Genomic DNA, 15,983 nt, shown 5'->3' on the forward strand with positions numbered 1-15,983 from the left:
CGCGGCCCGGCTTTGGTCCCACGCCTTTGTTTTATTCAATCGCTAAATCATGGGCGGGCGGGGGGCCTATCTGGCCCCGGGGGGGCGCCCGGGCGGCCCCAAATTTTGGGGCGGGGCCGCTTTGGCCGGCCCCCCCACCGCCGATGAGGAAGGTCAGTGTCTTGCGATCAGGCAAAGCTGTCGCGCAGGCTGGTCGCGGTGCCGGTGAAGCGGCCACGCACCACACCGACGACCGCGCCGAGCACCAGCCAGAACACCAGATTGGTCACGGTCACCGCCACCACGAACTGGTGATGCAGCCCTTCCGGAATGGCCGTCTCGTAACTGCCGGGCTGCGGCGCACCGACAATATGCGGCGCGACGATCAAAAGGACGGCAAGGATCGCCAGCGGCAGCGACTTGCGGAACGCGATCAGGCCGAGACCGGCGGCGGTCGCCGCCACCGTTGCCCACCACCAGATCTGGCGCTGGGTGAGATCGGCGGCCGGCATGGCCGGCAGTTCCGGCGGCAGGCCGAGGCCAGGCGCCAGCGTGAACACGGCGAAGCCGGCCAGGCCCCAGAACACGCCCTGGCGCCAGCCACCGATGCCGCCGGCGAATTCGGAGACCGCGACCAGGATCAAGGCGAAGCCGATGCCGGTGACGATGTTGGCAAGCACGCTGAAGGCGAAACGCTCGAAACCATCTGCCGGCGCCCAGCCTTCGTCTGCCGGAGCGGCTTCCGCAGCCGGGGCAGCAGAGCTCATGGCATCTCCCGCCGGTGCAGTTGTGCTCATGGCATTGCTATCCGTTGCGGCCGGAGCGGCATGGTCATGGTGATGCCCGCCGCCCGCCTGTTCGTAGACTTCCGCCTTCAGGATCAGCGGCACGGTGGCATAGGCTTGCAGGCAGGCGAGGACGACGCCGGCCACGAGCCCTGCGATCGCCGCGATGAACACGACGTTGCGAAACAGGTTCATGATGTCAGCCCCTCGTCAGTGGCAGGGAAACGCCATCGAATGGCGATAGTCGTGAGCCGCATTGTGGACCGCATCGATATGCGAGAAGCCGACAAAGCCCATCACGAAAACGCCGAGCAGCGCGGCAAGAGCGAGCTGCATGAAGCGCGACTGCGAGGAGACGGAGGTGCCGAGGGAGACGGAAGCGGTAGTCATGTCTTGTCCTTTCGCCCTCCACCCGAGGGCATCGAAGTCAGTTTCCTGTCGCCGGCAGGTCTCCTGGCTCACGGATCAGCGTCCTTCCCCACCTTCCCGAAGAAAAATCTTCAGTGGTTTATGGAGAGGACTACCGCACACAGTTGCGGGGGCAGCCACGGCATTGGGCGAAATTCGCCCTCACCGCATTCCCTCTTGGCTCCAAAATGGAACCGGCGACACCGGTGACTATAGGCAGAATCCTCGCTTCCGGCAAACCAAATTCCGCCGGTGACCATTGCGAATGCGCCATGAAGGTCAAAGTGATTTCGGCAGATAGCGCCACGTCACAAAGCCGCAGACCGCCGCCAGCAGGCCGAGCGTGACGAACACCGAGCCCAGGCCGAAGAAGGCCAGCGCCACCGAATAGACCAGCGGCGGCGTCAGCTCGGAAAAATCGAGATAGGTGCGGTAGACCGCTGCCATCTGCGGTCTTTCATAGGAGCGCACCGAGCGCATGAAGGCGGTCGAGCCGAGGGCGTCGAGCGCAATGGTGAAGAAGGCACCGCAGAGCAGGAAGGCGCCGGTAAGCAGCGGCACGGTTTCGCCGACGAAGCCCGCCGCCAAAAGCGCGGCCGACATGGCGAAATAAGCGAATGTCATGGTCCCGCGGCCACCAAAGCGCTTTCCTGCCTTGCCCCAGAAAATCGCCATGAACAACAGCGCGTTGCCGGCCGAAACCAGCAGGCCGCCGGCCAGCTTGCCCTCACCTGTGATGACCATGAACAGCGGCCCATAGACGAAGAACGTCGTCCAGAAGCAGGAGCGCCCAAAGGCGATCAGCCAAGCCAGCCTGAGCCTGGGCTGCGCCACGAAGCGGCCGATATTGGCGAGCGGATTGACGGGGCGCGTCTTGCCCGGACGGATAGACTGGTTGTCGCCGAGGCGGTAGGTCCAGAACAGCGCCAGCAGGCCAAACGCGAACACCGCGACCGTACCATGCGCGGCATAGATGCCGAAGCGCGTGTAGAGGAAGATGCCGAGCGTCGGCCCACCGGTCCAGGCCAGCATCGACCACGCCATGCGCAGCGATTCGGCCTGCATGAAGTCGGTCTTGCGGATGTGGTCCATGATGTAGAGGTTGAGCGTGATCGACAGCGCGCTGGCGCCCATCACCCGGCACAGCATGCCGGCCAGTTGCCCGGCAAGCGTGTCGGTGACGAAGAACAGCGAGCCGACGGCCAGCAGGCAGGCGCCTGCCGTGTAGACCCAGCGCCGGGCAAAACGGCGGATCAGCATCGGCATGAACAATGTCACCGACAGCCCGAGCATCGCCACCACTGTGTAGAGCATCGACACGATCTGCTCGTTGTGCAGGATCTCGTAGGCCTGGATCGGGATGACGCTCGACACCGTGGCGCGGGCGAAGGATTCGACCGCATAGAGCGACGCGAAGGTGCGCGCGTCCGCGGCCTTGAGAGCCGGCAGCCAGATCGGATGGCGCACATGGGTGGACATTGCTTTCCCCGAAGCAGATTCACCGGGTCAAATCTGACGTGGCGATCCCAGCGCCAATAAGAGGAAACCGACGCGCATCCGGCAAAAGCGAAGCCGGCCAAAGGCTTCCCTGCACTGGCCCAATGCCGCGGCTGATCCGGGTTGTCGGCAGAGTTGCCGGTCTTCTTTTGTGCCGGGCAACCGTGATAGTCCTCCAGCGGGGCTGAATCAGAATGCGAGACCATGAGCATCCAAACGCCGACCGCACCCGTTCCGGATCGACCAAAGCGCATCGTCGCCATCGACATCGTGCGCGGCATCGCGCTGATCGCCATGGCGAGCTACCATTTCACCTGGGATCTGGAGTTCTTCGGCTACACCGATCCCGGCCTGACCGCCTTCGGCTGGTGGAAGATGTACGCGCGCTGCATCGCCTCGACCTTCCTGTTCCTGGTCGGCGTCAGTCTGTACCTCGCCCATGGCCGACAAATCCGCTGGAACGGCTTCTGGAAGCGGTTCGCCATGGTCGCGGGAGCCGCGATCGCGATATCGGTCGTCACCCGTATCGCCACGCCGGATGGATTCATCTTCTTCGGCATCTTGCACGAGATCGCGCTGGCCAGCCTGCTCGGCCTCGCCTTCCTGCGCCTGCCGGCTTTGTTGACGCTGGTCGTCGCCGGGCTCGTCATCGCGGCGCCTGTCTATCTGCGCCTCGAGGCGTTCGATCACCCATGGCTGTGGTGGGTAGGCCTGTCGGCGAACAATCCACGCTCCAACGACTACGTTCCGTTGTTTCCATGGTTCGGCGCCGTGCTTGCGGGCATCGCGGTGACGAAACTCGCCGCCGGTTCAGGCGTACTTGCCCGGCTTGCCGAATTAGCGCCCGGTCGCTGGGCCAACCCGCTGGTCTTTATCGGCCGGCACAGCCTGGCGTTCTACCTGATCCACCAGCCATTGCTGATCGGCTGCATGTGGCTGTTCTCGCAGATCATGCCGGCACAGGTCGAAACCCCGCAGGTGAATTTCCTCAAAACCTGCCAGCTGTCCTGCGAGCAGTCGCGCGACACCGAGTTCTGTACGAGCTACTGTGTCTGCATGCTCGAAACGCTCGAGGGCGAGGCAACGCTTGATCGGCTCTACAACAACGACCAGACTGCGGAATGGAAGACGCATCTGTCCGATCTCGCCGGCATGTGTACCGCCAAGACCGACAGCAAGTTGATGGAGGAAGGGGTCAAATGACCGAGAACCAGCCTAAGCCGGGGCTCATACCGTGGCCGCCGCTGATCTACACCGCCGCCATCGCCATCAGCATCGCGCTGGGCCTGCTCTATCCCCTGCCCTGGATCGGTGACCTCCTGGGCGATATTCTTTTCGCCACCGGCTGGGTGGCGCTGTTTGCCGTCGCCGCGCTCTGGGTCACCGCGATCCGCACCATGGTCCGCGCCAAGACCACGCTGAACCCGAACGCTGTGCCCGATCACCTGGTCACCACGGGTCCCTTCGGCATCACCCGCAATCCGATGTATCTGGCCAACACCCTGCTGTTGATCGGCGTCGCCTTTGTCTCGGGCATCGTGTGGTTCCTGCCGCTCGCATTCATCGCCGCCTATGCCACGCAGAAAATGGCGATCGAAGGCGAGGAAAAGGTGCTGGCGGCAAAATTCGGCAAGAAGTACCGCGACTACGCCAAACGCGTGCGCCGCTGGATCTGAGCTGGCGCCCCTGGTTTCCATCGCGGAGAGGTTTGACAGGTGCACACTTCGGCGATTAGCCTAAGTCTTGCGAACTTCGTCATCCTAGGGCGAAGCAGGAGCGCAGCTCCGTCGCGGAGACCCTAGGATGACGAAGGAATAGACGTCTCCGCTAATTCCGAACGCTAACGCGCGACAGAATCCAGTCCGCTCAGGTATTCACGCCAAGCTCAACCAGCCGCTCCACACAAGATTCCTCGGCCTGGTCGAGTTCAGCCAGCGTCTCCTCGAGATCGCGGCGCTTCTGCCGGAGATCCTCGCGCTTTTCCTCGATGCGCTTGATCATCAGGTTGAGCTGGCCGACTTCGCCGGGCGGCTCCTTGTACATCTGGATGATTTCGCGGATTTCGTTGATCGAGAAGCCAAGCCTCTTGCCGCGCATGATCTGACGGATGAGGTGCCGGTCGGAGGGGCGAAACAGCCGCGTGCGGCCACGCCGCACCGGCTGCACCAGCCCTTCGTCCTCGTAAAAGCGAAGCGTCCGCGTCGACACGTCGAACTCGCGGGTCAACTCGGTGATCGAATAATATTCTCGCATTGCCACTCCCGCACGCCGAAACCAAGGGGCGATCGCCATGCCGGCGTCACCCTTATGTCCCGAACCAAAACCCGTGCCATGCCGGAATCGACATGGCGCCCCGCGCAAGCCTCGCACGGCATTTACGTAAAAGTCAATTAAGCCAAAAGGCGTGCCTTCAGGGCACACCGAACCACCAGGTGGCAATGCCGAGAAATGCAAAGAAGCCGACGACGTCGGTAACCGTGGTGACAAAAACTGCCGAAGCGACCGCCGGATCGATCTTGAAACGATCGAGCAGCAGCGGGATCAGGATGCCGGCCAGAGCGGCCACGAACATGTTGATGATCATCGCCGCCGCGATGATGCCGCCCAGATTGGGGTCACGGAACCAGGCTGCCGCAACGATGCCGATCAGGATGGCGAAGACGATGCCGTTGATGAAGCCGACACCCATCTCGCGGCGAATGATGCGGCCGGCATTGTAGATGTCGAGATCCCTGGTCGCCAACGCCCGCACGGTGACGGTCATGGTTTGCGAGCCGGCATTGCCGCCCATGCCGGCGACGATCGGCATCAGCACCGCCAGTGCGACGATATGTTCGATCGTGCGGTCGAACAGACTGATCACCGACGCCGCCAGGAACGCGGTCAGAAGGTTGATCAGCAACCACGGAACGCGTGAGCGCGAGGTCGAAAAGATGCTGTCGGAAAGCTCCTCGTCGCCGACGCCGCCCATGCGCATCAAGTCTTCTTCGGCCTCCTGCTGTATGACGTCGACAACATCGTCGATGGTCAGAACGCCAACCAGCCGTTCGTTCTCGTCGACGACTGCGGCCGACAAAAGATCGTACTGCTCGAATTCCCGTGCAGCCTCTTCCTGGTCCATGGTGGCCGGAATGGCGTGCCGCGTCTCGTGCATCACTTCCTCGACCTTGACCGAACGCTTGGTGCGCAGGATCTGGTCGAGGTCGATGGCGCCGAGCAGCTTGAAGCTCGGATCGATGACGAAGATCTGGCTGAAGCGCTCGGGCAGATTCTGGTCGTCGCGCATGTAGTCGATGGTCTGGCCGATCGTCCAGAACGGCGGCACCGCGACGAACTCGGTCTGCATGCGGCGGCCGGCCGTCTCTTCGGGATAGTCGAGCGAGCGGCGCAGCCTGATCCGCTCGGTGAACGGCAGCTGCGACAGGATCTCGTCCTGATCCTCCTTCTCGAGGTCTTCGAGAATGTAGACGGCGTCGTCGGAATCGAGCTCCTGTACCGCCTGCGCGATCTGCGCATTGGGCAGACTGTCGACGATCTCCATACGGATCGCCTCGTCGACCTCGGTCAGCGAGGAGAAGTCGAAATCGGCGCCCAGGAGCTCGACCAGCGCGTGGCGCTGTTCGGGATGCAGCGCCTCGAGCAGGTCGCCGAGTTCCGACTGGTGCAGGTCGTCGACTTCATGCTTGAGGGTCAGCGTGTCGCGGTCGGCGATCGCCGCGCCAATCCGCGCCAGGAAGGACGAAAGCACGGCGCCGTCCTCGCCATAGATGTCGGCGTGGTGCTCCTCGGCGGCCCTGGCGCCAATCGTCCGTTCGTGCTCGCCTTCCACCAGCGCCTCCCGCCACAAGAATCCCGGAAAAGGTGCAAATCAGGTCTAGAGCATCGGACCCAAAGGGGAAACCGGTTTTGGGAGAATCCGACGCTCAAAAAGAAAGTGGCGTAAAGCGCGGGAATATCAAACGAAATGCGCCCGGCCCGCAGCGGGCGGAGCTTGCACAATCGGGATCTGGGAAGGAAAATGGTGCGGTCGAGAAGACTCGAACTTCCACGGGTTGCCCCACAGCGACCTCAACGCTGCGCGTCTACCAATTCCGCCACGACCGCACGTGGTAGAGCCGGAACCGACCGGCTCGCGGCGTGTAGCAAATCGTTTCCGGCGAAACAAGTGCACGGCAAGCAATAATGTCAGGCGATTGGCATAATGCTCCACAGGGTCCGAACGCAGCGCCGGAACTGGACGTTTGCGCCTGATATCGCCATATGGAAGGCAAGTTGATGTCACCCAAAGGTGCGAGGCGGTTTTGGGACGCGACATGCATAAGCGAAAAGACGATACGCCATGCCCGAACGCAGCCAGATCGCCACGTCGTTCCTGCCGCTCCCCGGTTCAGCACCGGTCGAATGGCTGATCGAGCCCGGCCTTACCGCCTATCCCGAAGCACTTGCCTTCATGGAGGCGCGCGCCGAGGCGATCCGCAGCGGCGCTGCCGGCGAAATGGTCTGGCTGGTCGAACACCCGCCGCTCTACACGGCCGGCACCAGCGCCCGCGGCGAGGATCTGATCGACGCCAGCCGCTTCCCGGTATTTGCGGCCGGCCGCGGCGGCGAATACACCTATCATGGGCCGGGCCAGCGGGTCGCCTATGTCATGCTTGATCTGAAGCGGCGGCGTGAGGACGTCCGCGCCTTCGTCGCGGCGCTCGAACAGTGGATCATCGGCACGCTCGCCGCCTTCAACGTGCAGGGCGAACGCCGCGAGGACCGGGTCGGCGTCTGGGTCGTGCGGCCGGATCGCCCTGCCCTGCCGGACGGCTCGCCGGCCGAGGACAAGATCGCGGCCATAGGCATCCGGCTGCGGCGCTGGGTGAGTTTTCATGGCATCGCCATCAATGTCGAGCCCGATCTCGACCATTTCAGCGGCATCGTGCCTTGCGGCGTGCAGGACCACGGCGTCACCAGCCTCGTCGACCTAGGCCTTCCCCTGGGAATGGCCGACCTTGATCTCGCGTTGAAATCCGCCTTCGAGGATGTGTTCGGTCCCGCCACGGTCTTGCCTGTCGAAGCCGAGCGCAAGGCGGGCTGATCCTTCCGGATCCGGTACGGCTCAAATCAGTTGGGCGGAGGCCCACAACACGCCATAGCCATGGATGGCGAATACCGCCAGCAACGCCGCGGCCATGGCGAGGCGGTCGATGGTGCGGATCGGCTTCAGCTCGTAACGCGGCTTGACCCCGCTGCTCATCGTCAGCAGGCTGAGGATCGAAAACACCGCTCCCGTCGCGAGCAGGAAATTGGAGGAAAAGCCGGCCTGCCAACCGACAGCCAGGAAAGCCGAGAGCAGGAAGAAGGAAGCCAGCGCCAGTGCGACCGGTCCCGGACAGATCTGGCGCAGCACCTGACCGCCGTCGAACTTCCACACCGGCACCAGATTGGCGATGTTGAACAGTGCGGCGAAGCCCGCCAGGGTCGCCAGCAGGGCCGCCGCCAGCCGGTGACCTTCCGCGCCGGCAAAGGTGCTGGCAGCGATCACAACCGGCACCAGGAATGCGGAGAAGCCGGCGCCCATCAGCGCCACGAAAGCGACCTCGAAACGGCTGTCATAGGGCCGCCCGCCAATGGCGATGCCGCCGAGCAGCGGAATAAAGATCATCCGTGCCCGGTTGTGGCCCATAAGCCGGAACGCCGCCATATGGCCAAGCTCATGCAGGGCGACCACCGATGTGAGGATCGCGGCCAGTGCCAGGCCGCCGAAATGAAGGCCGAAGAATGGCCACAGGATCAGCGCCGAAAGCCCGGCGAAACCGACCTGGCTGAGCGGATGCTCGAACCAACCGCCCTTGCGATACTGCCCGGTCCGCGCCCAGCGCTGCAGCTTGGAGAGTTCGCGGCGCAGGGCGAAATAGCGGAACACCAGGAAGGCGACGCCGCGATAGCGATCCGTCTGGCTGAGCGTCACCCGCGTGCCGTTGCCCTCGGAAACGAGTTCGGCGGTTTCGGAAAAGTCCTTCCAGAACGAAGCATCGAGCGCGGTGTCCTCGATGACACGCATCGAGAAGCTGATACCTTCGACGACGTCTTCAAACCGCGACTTGCGTTCGATCGGCTTGCCGTCGCGACCTTCCCACGACAGCGTGATGCGGGCCACGCCCTCGCCGTCCGGCGCCTCGGCGGAAAGGATCTCACCGGACCAGCCGGCATCGCTGCCGAGCGGCCACAGCGCCTGCCAGAGGCGCTGGCGGTCCATCGCCACCAGACGGGTCAGCCGCACCGTGCGCAAACCAAGCGGCGCGGTCATCAACAGAAAGATCAACCCGAGATTGCTGGCCACCAGAATGGCCGTGACGATGGGCGACACGCGACGCTGCTCCCTGTCTTTCAGGCACCCTAACGTCGCGGCGGCAAGAAAAGCTTAACGGCGGAACGGCCTTCCACCGCGTAGGACCCGCGGCGGCGAACGCCGCCAAATCACATGGCTCCGATCCAGATCGCCATGGAAACAAGGAACGTGCTCATGCAAACCAGTGAGATGACATCCTGAACCAGATCGGTCATAACTCTCTCCTGTTGTTGATATGTTCGCATTTTGTTCTAATTTTGTTTCAAAGTCAACGGGCACGATCCGCCCGCGCCCGGAATTTCCGGGCGATCAAATCGGCAGGGTTAAGGAAAGGTTGATGAGGGCGGGCGGTTGGCCAGCGCCGACCCAGGGCACGGCGAAACTGGGGTCAGGCCGAGCCGAGAATGGTGGATTTCGAGAACCGGAGCGGAGCGTACTTTTGGGTACGTGAGCACCGGAAGCGCAGGAAGCCGCCTTTCGCAGGCCGGCCTCACCCCAGTATCGCCGTGCCCTAAAGCGGCACCACTTTGCCGTCGGCCAGCGTGACGCGCCGGTCCATGCGCGATGCCAATTCGTGATTGTGGGTGGCGATCAGCGCCGCGAGGCCCGATTGCTTGACCAGCGCCGCCAGCGCCTCGAACACATAAGACGCGGTGACCGGGTCGAGATTGCCGGTCGGCTCGTCCGCCAGCAGCACCAGCGGCGCATTGGCGACCGCACGCGCGATGGCGACGCGCTGCTGTTCGCCGCCGGAGAGTTCGGACGGCCGGTGCGACGCGCGCTTGCCGATCTGCATGTAATCGAGCAACTGCGCCGCGCGCTCGGCCGCGTCCTTGCGGCTGAGCCCCTTGATGAGCTGCGGCATCATGATGTTTTCCAGCGCCGAGAATTCCGGCAGCAGATGATGGAACTGGTAGACGAAGCCGACATCGTTGCGGCGGATCGCCGTGCGCTCGTCATCGGAGAGCCGCCCGCAGGCACGGCCGGCCAGGATGACGTCGCCGGCGTCGGGACGCTCCAGCAAGCCGGCAGTGTGCAGCAGGGTCGACTTGCCGGTGCCCGACGGCGCCACCAGCGCCACCATCTCGCCGCGCTTCAGCGAGAAATCGGCACCGTTCAGGATGGTGAGCTTGCGCGGCCCCTGGACATAGTGCCGCTCGACGCTCTTCAGCTCGATAATGACCTCGGCCACTATTCGTACCTCAAGGCTTCGACCGGATCGAGACGCGCGGCGCGCCATGCCGGAAACACGGTTGCCAGGAAGGACAGGCCGAGCGCCATCAGGACGACATAGGTCGTCTCGCGCGGATCCATCTTCGCCGGCAACTGGCTGAGGAAATAGAGCTCCGGATTGAACAGCACCTTGCCGGTCATCCATGAGAAGAACTGGCGGATGGACTCGATGTTGGTGCAGATCAGCACGCCGAGCAGCACACCGGCAAGCGTGCCGGTCACGCCGATCGCCGCACCCGTCATCAGGAAGATACGCAGGATGGCGCCGCGCGACGCCCCCATGGTGCGCAGGATGGCGATGTCGTGGCCCTTGTCCTTCACCAGCATGATCAGGCCGGAGATGATGTTCAGCGCCGCCACCAGCACGATCAGCGTCAGGATCATGAACATGACGTTGCGCTCGACCTGCAGCGCGGAGAAGAAGGTCTCGTTGCGCTGGCGCCAATCGACCATGTCGATCGGCCGCTGCGCCGCCGCCTCCACCTTCGGTTTCAGCGCATCGACATCGTCTGGATTGTCGACATAGATCTCGATCGTTTGCGCCCGCCCGTCCATGTTGAAATAGAGCTGCGCTTCGGAAAACGGCATGTAGACGATGGAGGTGTCATATTCGGACATGCCGACTTCGAAGATCGCCGCGATCTTGTAACCCTTCATGCGCGGCGTGGTGCCGATCGGCGTCACGTCGCCGTCGGGCGAAATCAAGGTGATGGTATCGCCAAGCGTCAGGCCGAGATTCTCGGCCATGCGCTTGCCGATGGCAACGCCGTCGCCAGAGTCGAAATCGGCGATCGAGCCCTGCTTGATGTTGCTGGCAACGATGGCGATCTTGCTCAGATCCTCGCCGCGTATGCCGCGCACCAGCGCTCCGGTTCCACCGCCGACATTGCCTTGCGCGAGCACCTGGCCATCAATCAGCGGGATGGCGTATTTGACGCCTGACACACCGTTGATGCGGCTGGCGACCTGCGCGTAGTCCTCCAGTGGCGAATCGAGCGGCTGCACGATCAGGTGGCCGTTGACGCCGAGGATGCGCGTCAAAAGCTCCGCCCTGAAACCGTTCATCACCGCCATGACCACGATCAGCGTGGCGACGCCCAGCATGATGCCGAGGAACGAGATCGAGGCGATCACCGAGATCACCGTCTCCTTGCGCCGCGAACGCAGATAGCGCCAGGCGACCATGCGCTCGAAGATGGAAAAGGGTCCGGCGCCGACCGGTCTTGCCGCCACCGCCTCGTTCATGCGGCGACACCGAAGCGCTTCTTCGCGTCTGCGATCGGCAGCGTCTCGCGCTCGCCGGTCTTGCGATTCTTGATCTCGATCTCGCCGGCTGCGACACCACGCGGCCCGACGATCACTTGCCAGGGCAGGCCGATCAGGTCGGCGGTGGCGAACTTGCCGCCGGGCCTCTGGTCGGTGTCGTCGTAGAGCACGTCCTTGCCGGCGGCGACGAAAGCGGCATGCAGCTCGTCGCAGACGCGGTCGCACTCGGCGTCGCCCGCTTTCATGTTGATCAGCCCGATGTCGAACGGAGCCACCGCCTCCGGCCAGATGATGCCGTTGTCGTCATGGCTGGCTTCGATGATCGCCGCGACCAGCCGCGACGGACCGATGCCGTAGGAGCCGCCGGAGACGAAATGATCCTTGCCGTCGGGCCCGGTCACCTTGGCGCCCATCGGCTTCGAATATTTGTCGCCGAAATGGAAGATGTGGCCTACCTCGATGCCGCGCGCCGAAACCTTGTCGCTCTCGCCGATCTTCTCCCACGCCGCCTCGTCGTGCATCTCGTCGGTGGCTGCGTAGGGTGTCGTCCAAGTCTTGACTATATCGCCGATCTCGGCGGCATTGGCGAAGTCGGTCTTCTCTCCGGGCACATCGAGCGAAAGATAGTCGCGGTGGCAATAGACCTGGCTCTCGCCGGTGTCGGCCAGGATGATGAATTCATGGCTGAGATCGCCGCCGATCGGCCCGGTGTCGGCCCGCATCGGTATCGCCTGCAGCCCCATGCGCGTAAAAGTCCGGAGATAGGACACGAACATCCTGTTGTAGGCCGCCCTGGCGCCCTCGAAGTCGAGGTCGAAAGAATAGGCGTCCTTCATCAGGAACTCGCGCGAACGCATGACGCCGAAGCGCGGCCGCACTTCATCGCGGAACTTCCACTGGATGTGGTAGAGATTGAGCGGCAGGTCCTTGTAGGACTTCACATAGGCGCGGACGATCTCGGTGACCACTTCCTCATTGGTCGGGCCGTAGAGCATGTCGCGGTCCTGCCGGTCCTTGATGCGCAGCATCTCCTTGCCGTAGTCGTCATAGCGGCCGCTTTCGCGCCACAGATCGGCCGACTGGATGGTCGGCATCAGGATTTCCAGCGCCCCGGCGCGGTTCTGCTCCTCGCGAATGATGCGGCAGACCTTGTCCAGCACCCGCTTGCCGAGCGGCAGCCACGAGAAACTGCCCTGTCCCTGCTGGCGGATCATGCCGGCACGCAGCATCAGCCGGTGCGAGACGATCTCGGCCTCGCGCGGGTTTTCTTTGAGGATCGGCAGGAAATAGCGCGACAAACGCATGGACAGGTCCGTGAGTGAGGAGGGCCGCGCCAGAATCGGCGCGACTTTGGCTTGCTTGACCCGGCTTCATAGCCATTTCAAGGCGGAATGGGAACCCGGACGCTTCGGCCCGAAAAGCGGCAATCGATTTCAGAAAGCACGGGATAGCCGGGATCAGAAGCGTCGCACCGTCCTTCGCCCGCCCAGAAGACCCACGGCGCTGCAAGGCCTCCCGGTCACCGCGCGCGTCTTGATGATCGTTCGCCAAGCAACGCCTGCCACACTATTGTGCAGTGCAGCACGAGAATGCCCGTTTCAAGGCAAAATTCTTCGTGACATTTTCATTCGCCTTAGGCTAATGTACCTCGATAACCGAGAGGGTAGAAAAAAATCTGCTCTCCTACGCGGTCAAAGTCTTGGGAGGATGCGATCTAGGCGCGGTTACTCGCTGCCGCCGGAAACCGGAAACAGATCGGACGCGTTTAAATTGCAAGGCCTCGTGCCTTGCATTTTTTTTGTGCAATCATCTGCTTAGCGCAACGCGTTGCCAAACCACCTTACCCAGCGTCAGCGCTCGTCCGGCCGCAAAACGGCACGGCATTCCTGTCTGGAACCAAGCTGTTCCGAAGGATGAAAACGTCTTTGCCGGACAAATCTTCTTGGGCCGGGGCCGGCTATTTGGCTAAGGTTTGGCTGAATTCCGGCACGATGTGCGGGATGTCGTTGAGGCTGTATCCAAGCCCATGCGTCAGGCCATAGAAAATGCCCATCAGGATCGCGGTGGCGATGGTGGTGCGGATCACGGCGCGCAGCATGTGGGGACCGCGCGGCGCGCTCGGAACCGTGCCCAGCGTCACGTCACGATCGTCGTCCTGCGTCCTCACGCTGAACGGCAGCACGGCGAACAGCACCACCCACCAGGTCGCGAAAAACAAGGCGGTGAACGAAACCCAGCTCATGATTGCTCCAGTTCGATCAGCGTTCCGAAAAAATCTTTCGGATGCAGGAACAGCACCGGCTTGCCGTGCGCGCCGATCTTCGGATTGCCGTCGCCCAGCGCGCGGGCACCGGCGGCCTTGAGCTGATCGCGTGCGGCCAGGATGTCGTCGACCTCATAGCAAAGGTGATGCATGCCGCCGGAAGGGTTCTTCTCCAGGAAGGCGGCGATCGGCGACCCCTCGCCCAATGGCTCCAGAAGTTCGACCTTGGTGTTGCCGACATTGACGAACACCACCGTGACGCCATGCTCCGGCAGCGCCTGCGGCGCCGTCACTTCGGCACCCAGCGTGTTGCGATAGGCGGCGACGGCGGCCGCCAGATCCGGCACGGCAAGCGCGACATGGTTGAGACGTCCGAGCATTGGCACTCCCAAGTAGGGGAATACGGGAGTAGGGGAAAAGACAGATATGTCAGCTGTTTGCTCTTCCTACTCCCCTACTCCCGTACTCCCTTTCGTCATCTTGTGACGAATACAGTCACCAGCGGCTTCTTGCCCCAGGCTTCGTTGGCGGCGCCGCGCACGGCGCGCCGCACTGCTTCTTGCACGAGGTCGAGGTCTTTTCGGCGCTGACGGGGGATCGAGTCCACCGCGCCGATTGCCGCATCGATCATCAGATCTTCCAGCGACTCGCCACGGCCATCGGCCTCGGCGACGCCGATGGCGACCAGGTCGGGGTCGCCGGCAAGCTCATATTTGTCGTCCAGGACGACATTGACCGCCACGTGGCCGGCAAAGGACAGTTTGCGCCGGTCGCGAATGCCCATCGCCTGATCGGTGCCGATCAGTCTGCCATCCTTGTAGATACGGCCGAACGGCACCTGATCCATGATGGTGGCTGGGCCGGGAGCAAGCCTGAGCATGTCGCCGTCGCGCACCTGCGCCACCTGGCCGATGCCCGATGTCGACATCAGCGAGCCCTGCGCCACCAGATGTGCCGCCTCGCCATGCACGGGAACGCCGATCTGCGGGCGCACCCATTCATACATCTTGCGCAATTCGCTGCGCCGCGGATGGCCGGAGACATGCACCAGTGCATCGCCGTCCTCGATGATCTTGACGCCGAGGTCGATGAGGCGGTTCTTGATCTCGAGGATCGCCTTCTCGTTGCCGGGAATGGTACGCGAGGAAAACACCACCGTGTCGCCCGCCGTCAGTGACACCGACTTCATCTCTTCGCGCGACAGCTTGGCCAGTGCGGCCAGTGGCTCGCCCTGGCTGCCGGTGCAGATGATGACCAGGTTCTCGCGCGGGATGAAACCAAAATCCTCCTCGGCGATGAACTCCGGCAGACCGTCCATGTAGCCGAGTTCGCCGGCCACATCGATGACCCGCTTCAGCGAACGGCCAAGCACCAGGCACTGGCGTCCGGCATCGCGCGCCGCTTTGGCGATCGAGACGATGCGTCCGACATTGGAGGAGAATGTGGTGACGGCGACACGGCCCTTGGCAGCCTGGATGACGCCCTTGAGGCCCTCGCCCACAGCCACTTCCGAAGGCGACTCACCTTCGCGCAGCGCATTGGTCGAATCGCAGATCAGCGCCAGAACGCCCTTGTCGCCATAGGCCCGGAAACGCGCCTCGTCGGTCTTCGGCCCGATCGTCGGCTCCGGATCGATCTTCCAGTCACCGGTATGGATGACGGTGCCGGCCGGCGAGGTAATCGCCAGCGACATCGGCTCGGGAATCGAGTGCGCGACCGGAATGGCTTCGATCTCGAACGGGCCGACTGTGAATTTCTCGCCCGCCCGGTAGATCGTCACCGGTATTTTCGGCGCGCCCTGCTCGCCTTGCCGCTTGGCTTCCAGCAGGCCGGCGCTGAACGGCGTCATCCAGACCGGCGCCTTCAGCTTCGGCCATGTGTCGAGCAGCGCGCCATAATGGTCTTCATGCGCATGCGTGATGATGATGCCGCGCAGATTGGCGAGGTTCTCCTCGATGAAGCGCGTGTCGGGCAGCACAAGGTCGACGCCCGGCAGGCTGGCATCGGGGAAGGTCACCCCGACATCGATGACGATCCATTCGCGCGCATTGGGCGGCCCGTAGCCGTAAAGAGCGAAGTTCATGCCGATCTCGCCGACGCCGCCGAGCGGCACGAAGACGAGTTCGGCGGTTTCCGCTTTCGCCATGATTTTTCCCTTCCTGGCCCTCAGGCCAAGCCTAAAAAGCAATTCCGGGAAAAGTGTGTAACGGTTTTC

15 protein-coding genes, 1 tRNA gene and 1 riboswitch are annotated in these 15,983 nt (G+C 63.1%); of the genes, 3 read left to right on the plus strand and 13 right to left on the minus strand.

All coding sequences use genetic code 11. From position 1 onward, the window contains the following. Nucleotides 1-167 precede the first annotated feature (167 nt). The 3 genes from AC0L3E_RS13085 to AC0L3E_RS13095 form a co-directional block, all read right to left on the minus strand. On the minus strand, nucleotides 168-959 hold the full coding sequence (locus AC0L3E_RS13085; protein ID WP_128308479.1) for a CbtA family protein: 792 nt from the start codon (nucleotides 957-959) through the stop codon (nucleotides 168-170). A gap of 15 nt (nucleotides 960-974) precedes the next feature. Next, nucleotides 975-1,154, minus strand: coding sequence for a CbtB domain-containing protein (locus AC0L3E_RS13090; protein WP_127267996.1), 180 nt, complete (start codon nucleotides 1,152-1,154; stop codon nucleotides 975-977). A gap of 36 nt (nucleotides 1,155-1,190) precedes the next feature. Beyond that, nucleotides 1,191-1,386, minus strand: a riboswitch (cobalamin riboswitch). A 65-nt stretch (nucleotides 1,387-1,451) separates the two neighbouring features. After that, entirely contained in the window at nucleotides 1,452-2,651 is a 1,200-nt protein-coding gene (locus tag AC0L3E_RS13095) for an MFS transporter (RefSeq protein ID WP_127331458.1), read from the minus strand. Between the two features lie 222 nt (nucleotides 2,652-2,873). Here AC0L3E_RS13095 and AC0L3E_RS13100 point away from each other — a divergent pair, with 222 nt between their 5' ends. Both AC0L3E_RS13100 and AC0L3E_RS13105 read left to right on the plus strand, forming a co-directional pair. Continuing rightward, nucleotides 2,874-3,872, plus strand: a complete 999-nt coding sequence (locus AC0L3E_RS13100; protein WP_128308480.1) for a heparan-alpha-glucosaminide N-acetyltransferase — start codon at nucleotides 2,874-2,876, stop codon at nucleotides 3,870-3,872. After that, on the plus strand, nucleotides 3,869-4,345 hold the full coding sequence (locus AC0L3E_RS13105; protein WP_127267999.1) for a methyltransferase family protein: 477 nt from the start codon (nucleotides 3,869-3,871) through the stop codon (nucleotides 4,343-4,345). Before AC0L3E_RS13100 ends, AC0L3E_RS13105 begins: the two co-directional genes overlap by 4 nt. Nucleotides 4,346-4,535: 190 nt before the next feature. On the opposite strand, the gene AC0L3E_RS13110 is transcribed toward AC0L3E_RS13105, so the two are convergent. The 3 genes from AC0L3E_RS13110 to AC0L3E_RS13120 form a co-directional block, all read right to left on the minus strand. Continuing rightward, a complete protein-coding gene (locus AC0L3E_RS13110) occupies nucleotides 4,536-4,922 on the minus strand; it encodes a MerR family transcriptional regulator (protein ID WP_023685221.1) in 387 nt (128 codons plus the stop codon). A gap of 157 nt (nucleotides 4,923-5,079) precedes the next feature. After that, complete coding sequence (gene mgtE, locus AC0L3E_RS13115; RefSeq protein ID WP_127268000.1) at nucleotides 5,080-6,498, minus strand: magnesium transporter; 1,419 nt, start codon at nucleotides 6,496-6,498, stop codon at nucleotides 5,080-5,082. 190 nt (nucleotides 6,499-6,688) lie between these two features. Continuing rightward, nucleotides 6,689-6,773 (minus strand) — tRNA-Leu (locus AC0L3E_RS13120). 235 nt (nucleotides 6,774-7,008) lie between these two features. Between AC0L3E_RS13120 and lipB the strand changes: the two genes are divergently transcribed. Then, nucleotides 7,009-7,752: a lipoyl(octanoyl) transferase LipB gene (gene lipB / locus AC0L3E_RS13125; protein ID WP_128308481.1), complete on the plus strand. Its 744-nt coding sequence runs from the start codon at nucleotides 7,009-7,011 to the stop codon at nucleotides 7,750-7,752. Between the two features lie 21 nt (nucleotides 7,753-7,773). On the opposite strand, the gene AC0L3E_RS13130 is transcribed toward lipB, so the two are convergent. The 7 genes from AC0L3E_RS13130 to AC0L3E_RS13160 all read right to left on the minus strand — a co-directional run bounded on the left by AC0L3E_RS13130 (nucleotide 7,774) and on the right by AC0L3E_RS13160 (nucleotide 15,914). Next, on the minus strand, nucleotides 7,774-9,024 hold the full coding sequence (locus tag AC0L3E_RS13130; protein ID WP_352585411.1) for a site-2 protease family protein: 1,251 nt from the start codon (nucleotides 9,022-9,024) through the stop codon (nucleotides 7,774-7,776). A gap of 493 nt (nucleotides 9,025-9,517) precedes the next feature. Continuing rightward, complete coding sequence (locus tag AC0L3E_RS13135) at nucleotides 9,518-10,201, minus strand: ABC transporter ATP-binding protein (RefSeq protein WP_174800360.1); 684 nt, start codon at nucleotides 10,199-10,201, stop codon at nucleotides 9,518-9,520. After that, entirely contained in the window at nucleotides 10,198-11,484 is a 1,287-nt protein-coding gene (locus AC0L3E_RS13140; protein ID WP_127810084.1) for a lipoprotein-releasing ABC transporter permease subunit, read from the minus strand. The genes AC0L3E_RS13135 and AC0L3E_RS13140 overlap by 4 nt, the downstream gene beginning before the upstream one ends. Further along, complete coding sequence (gene proS / locus AC0L3E_RS13145; protein WP_256747669.1) at nucleotides 11,481-12,809, minus strand: proline--tRNA ligase; 1,329 nt, start codon at nucleotides 12,807-12,809, stop codon at nucleotides 11,481-11,483. The genes AC0L3E_RS13140 and proS overlap by 4 nt, the downstream gene beginning before the upstream one ends. A gap of 653 nt (nucleotides 12,810-13,462) precedes the next feature. Then, the gene (locus AC0L3E_RS13150; protein WP_127267197.1) at nucleotides 13,463-13,747 is read right to left on the minus strand and encodes a DUF1467 family protein; all 285 of its coding nucleotides are present in this window, start codon (nucleotides 13,745-13,747) and stop codon (nucleotides 13,463-13,465) included. Next, nucleotides 13,744-14,148 carry a methylmalonyl-CoA epimerase gene (mce, locus tag AC0L3E_RS13155; protein WP_127810082.1) on the minus strand — a complete coding sequence of 135 codons (405 nt, stop codon included), beginning with the start codon at nucleotides 14,146-14,148 and terminating at the stop codon, nucleotides 13,744-13,746. Before mce ends, AC0L3E_RS13150 begins: the two co-directional genes overlap by 4 nt. A 95-nt stretch (nucleotides 14,149-14,243) precedes the next feature. After that, nucleotides 14,244-15,914 carry a ribonuclease J gene (locus tag AC0L3E_RS13160; RefSeq protein WP_127267199.1) on the minus strand — a complete coding sequence of 557 codons (1,671 nt, stop codon included), beginning with the start codon at nucleotides 15,912-15,914 and terminating at the stop codon, nucleotides 14,244-14,246. Nucleotides 15,915-15,983: the final 69 nt, after the last annotated feature.

Source organism: Mesorhizobium sp. WSM4822, assembly GCF_055811155.1.

Coding starts and splice junctions, on each gene's coding strand:
- AC0L3E_RS13140 (WP_127810084.1), bottom strand. CDS start 11,484: ATGAACGAGGCGGTGGCGGCAAGACCGGTCGGCGCCGGACCCTTTTCC.
- lipB (WP_128308481.1), top strand. CDS start 7,009: ATGCCCGAACGCAGCCAGATCGCCACGTCGTTCCTGCCGCTCCCCGGT.
- AC0L3E_RS13110 (WP_023685221.1), bottom strand. CDS start 4,922: ATGCGAGAATATTATTCGATCACCGAGTTGACCCGCGAGTTCGACGTG.
- AC0L3E_RS13105 (WP_127267999.1), top strand. CDS start 3,869: ATGACCGAGAACCAGCCTAAGCCGGGGCTCATACCGTGGCCGCCGCTG.
- AC0L3E_RS13150 (WP_127267197.1), bottom strand. CDS start 13,747: ATGAGCTGGGTTTCGTTCACCGCCTTGTTTTTCGCGACCTGGTGGGTG.
- proS (WP_256747669.1), bottom strand. CDS start 12,809: ATGCGTTTGTCGCGCTATTTCCTGCCGATCCTCAAAGAAAACCCGCGC.
- mce (WP_127810082.1), bottom strand. CDS start 14,148: ATGCTCGGACGTCTCAACCATGTCGCGCTTGCCGTGCCGGATCTGGCG.
- AC0L3E_RS13160 (WP_127267199.1), bottom strand. CDS start 15,914: ATGGCGAAAGCGGAAACCGCCGAACTCGTCTTCGTGCCGCTCGGCGGC.
- AC0L3E_RS13090 (WP_127267996.1), bottom strand. CDS start 1,154: ATGACTACCGCTTCCGTCTCCCTCGGCACCTCCGTCTCCTCGCAGTCG.
- AC0L3E_RS13095 (WP_127331458.1), bottom strand. CDS start 2,651: ATGTCCACCCATGTGCGCCATCCGATCTGGCTGCCGGCTCTCAAGGCC.
- AC0L3E_RS13085 (WP_128308479.1), bottom strand. CDS start 959: ATGAACCTGTTTCGCAACGTCGTGTTCATCGCGGCGATCGCAGGGCTC.
- AC0L3E_RS13100 (WP_128308480.1), top strand. CDS start 2,874: ATGAGCATCCAAACGCCGACCGCACCCGTTCCGGATCGACCAAAGCGC.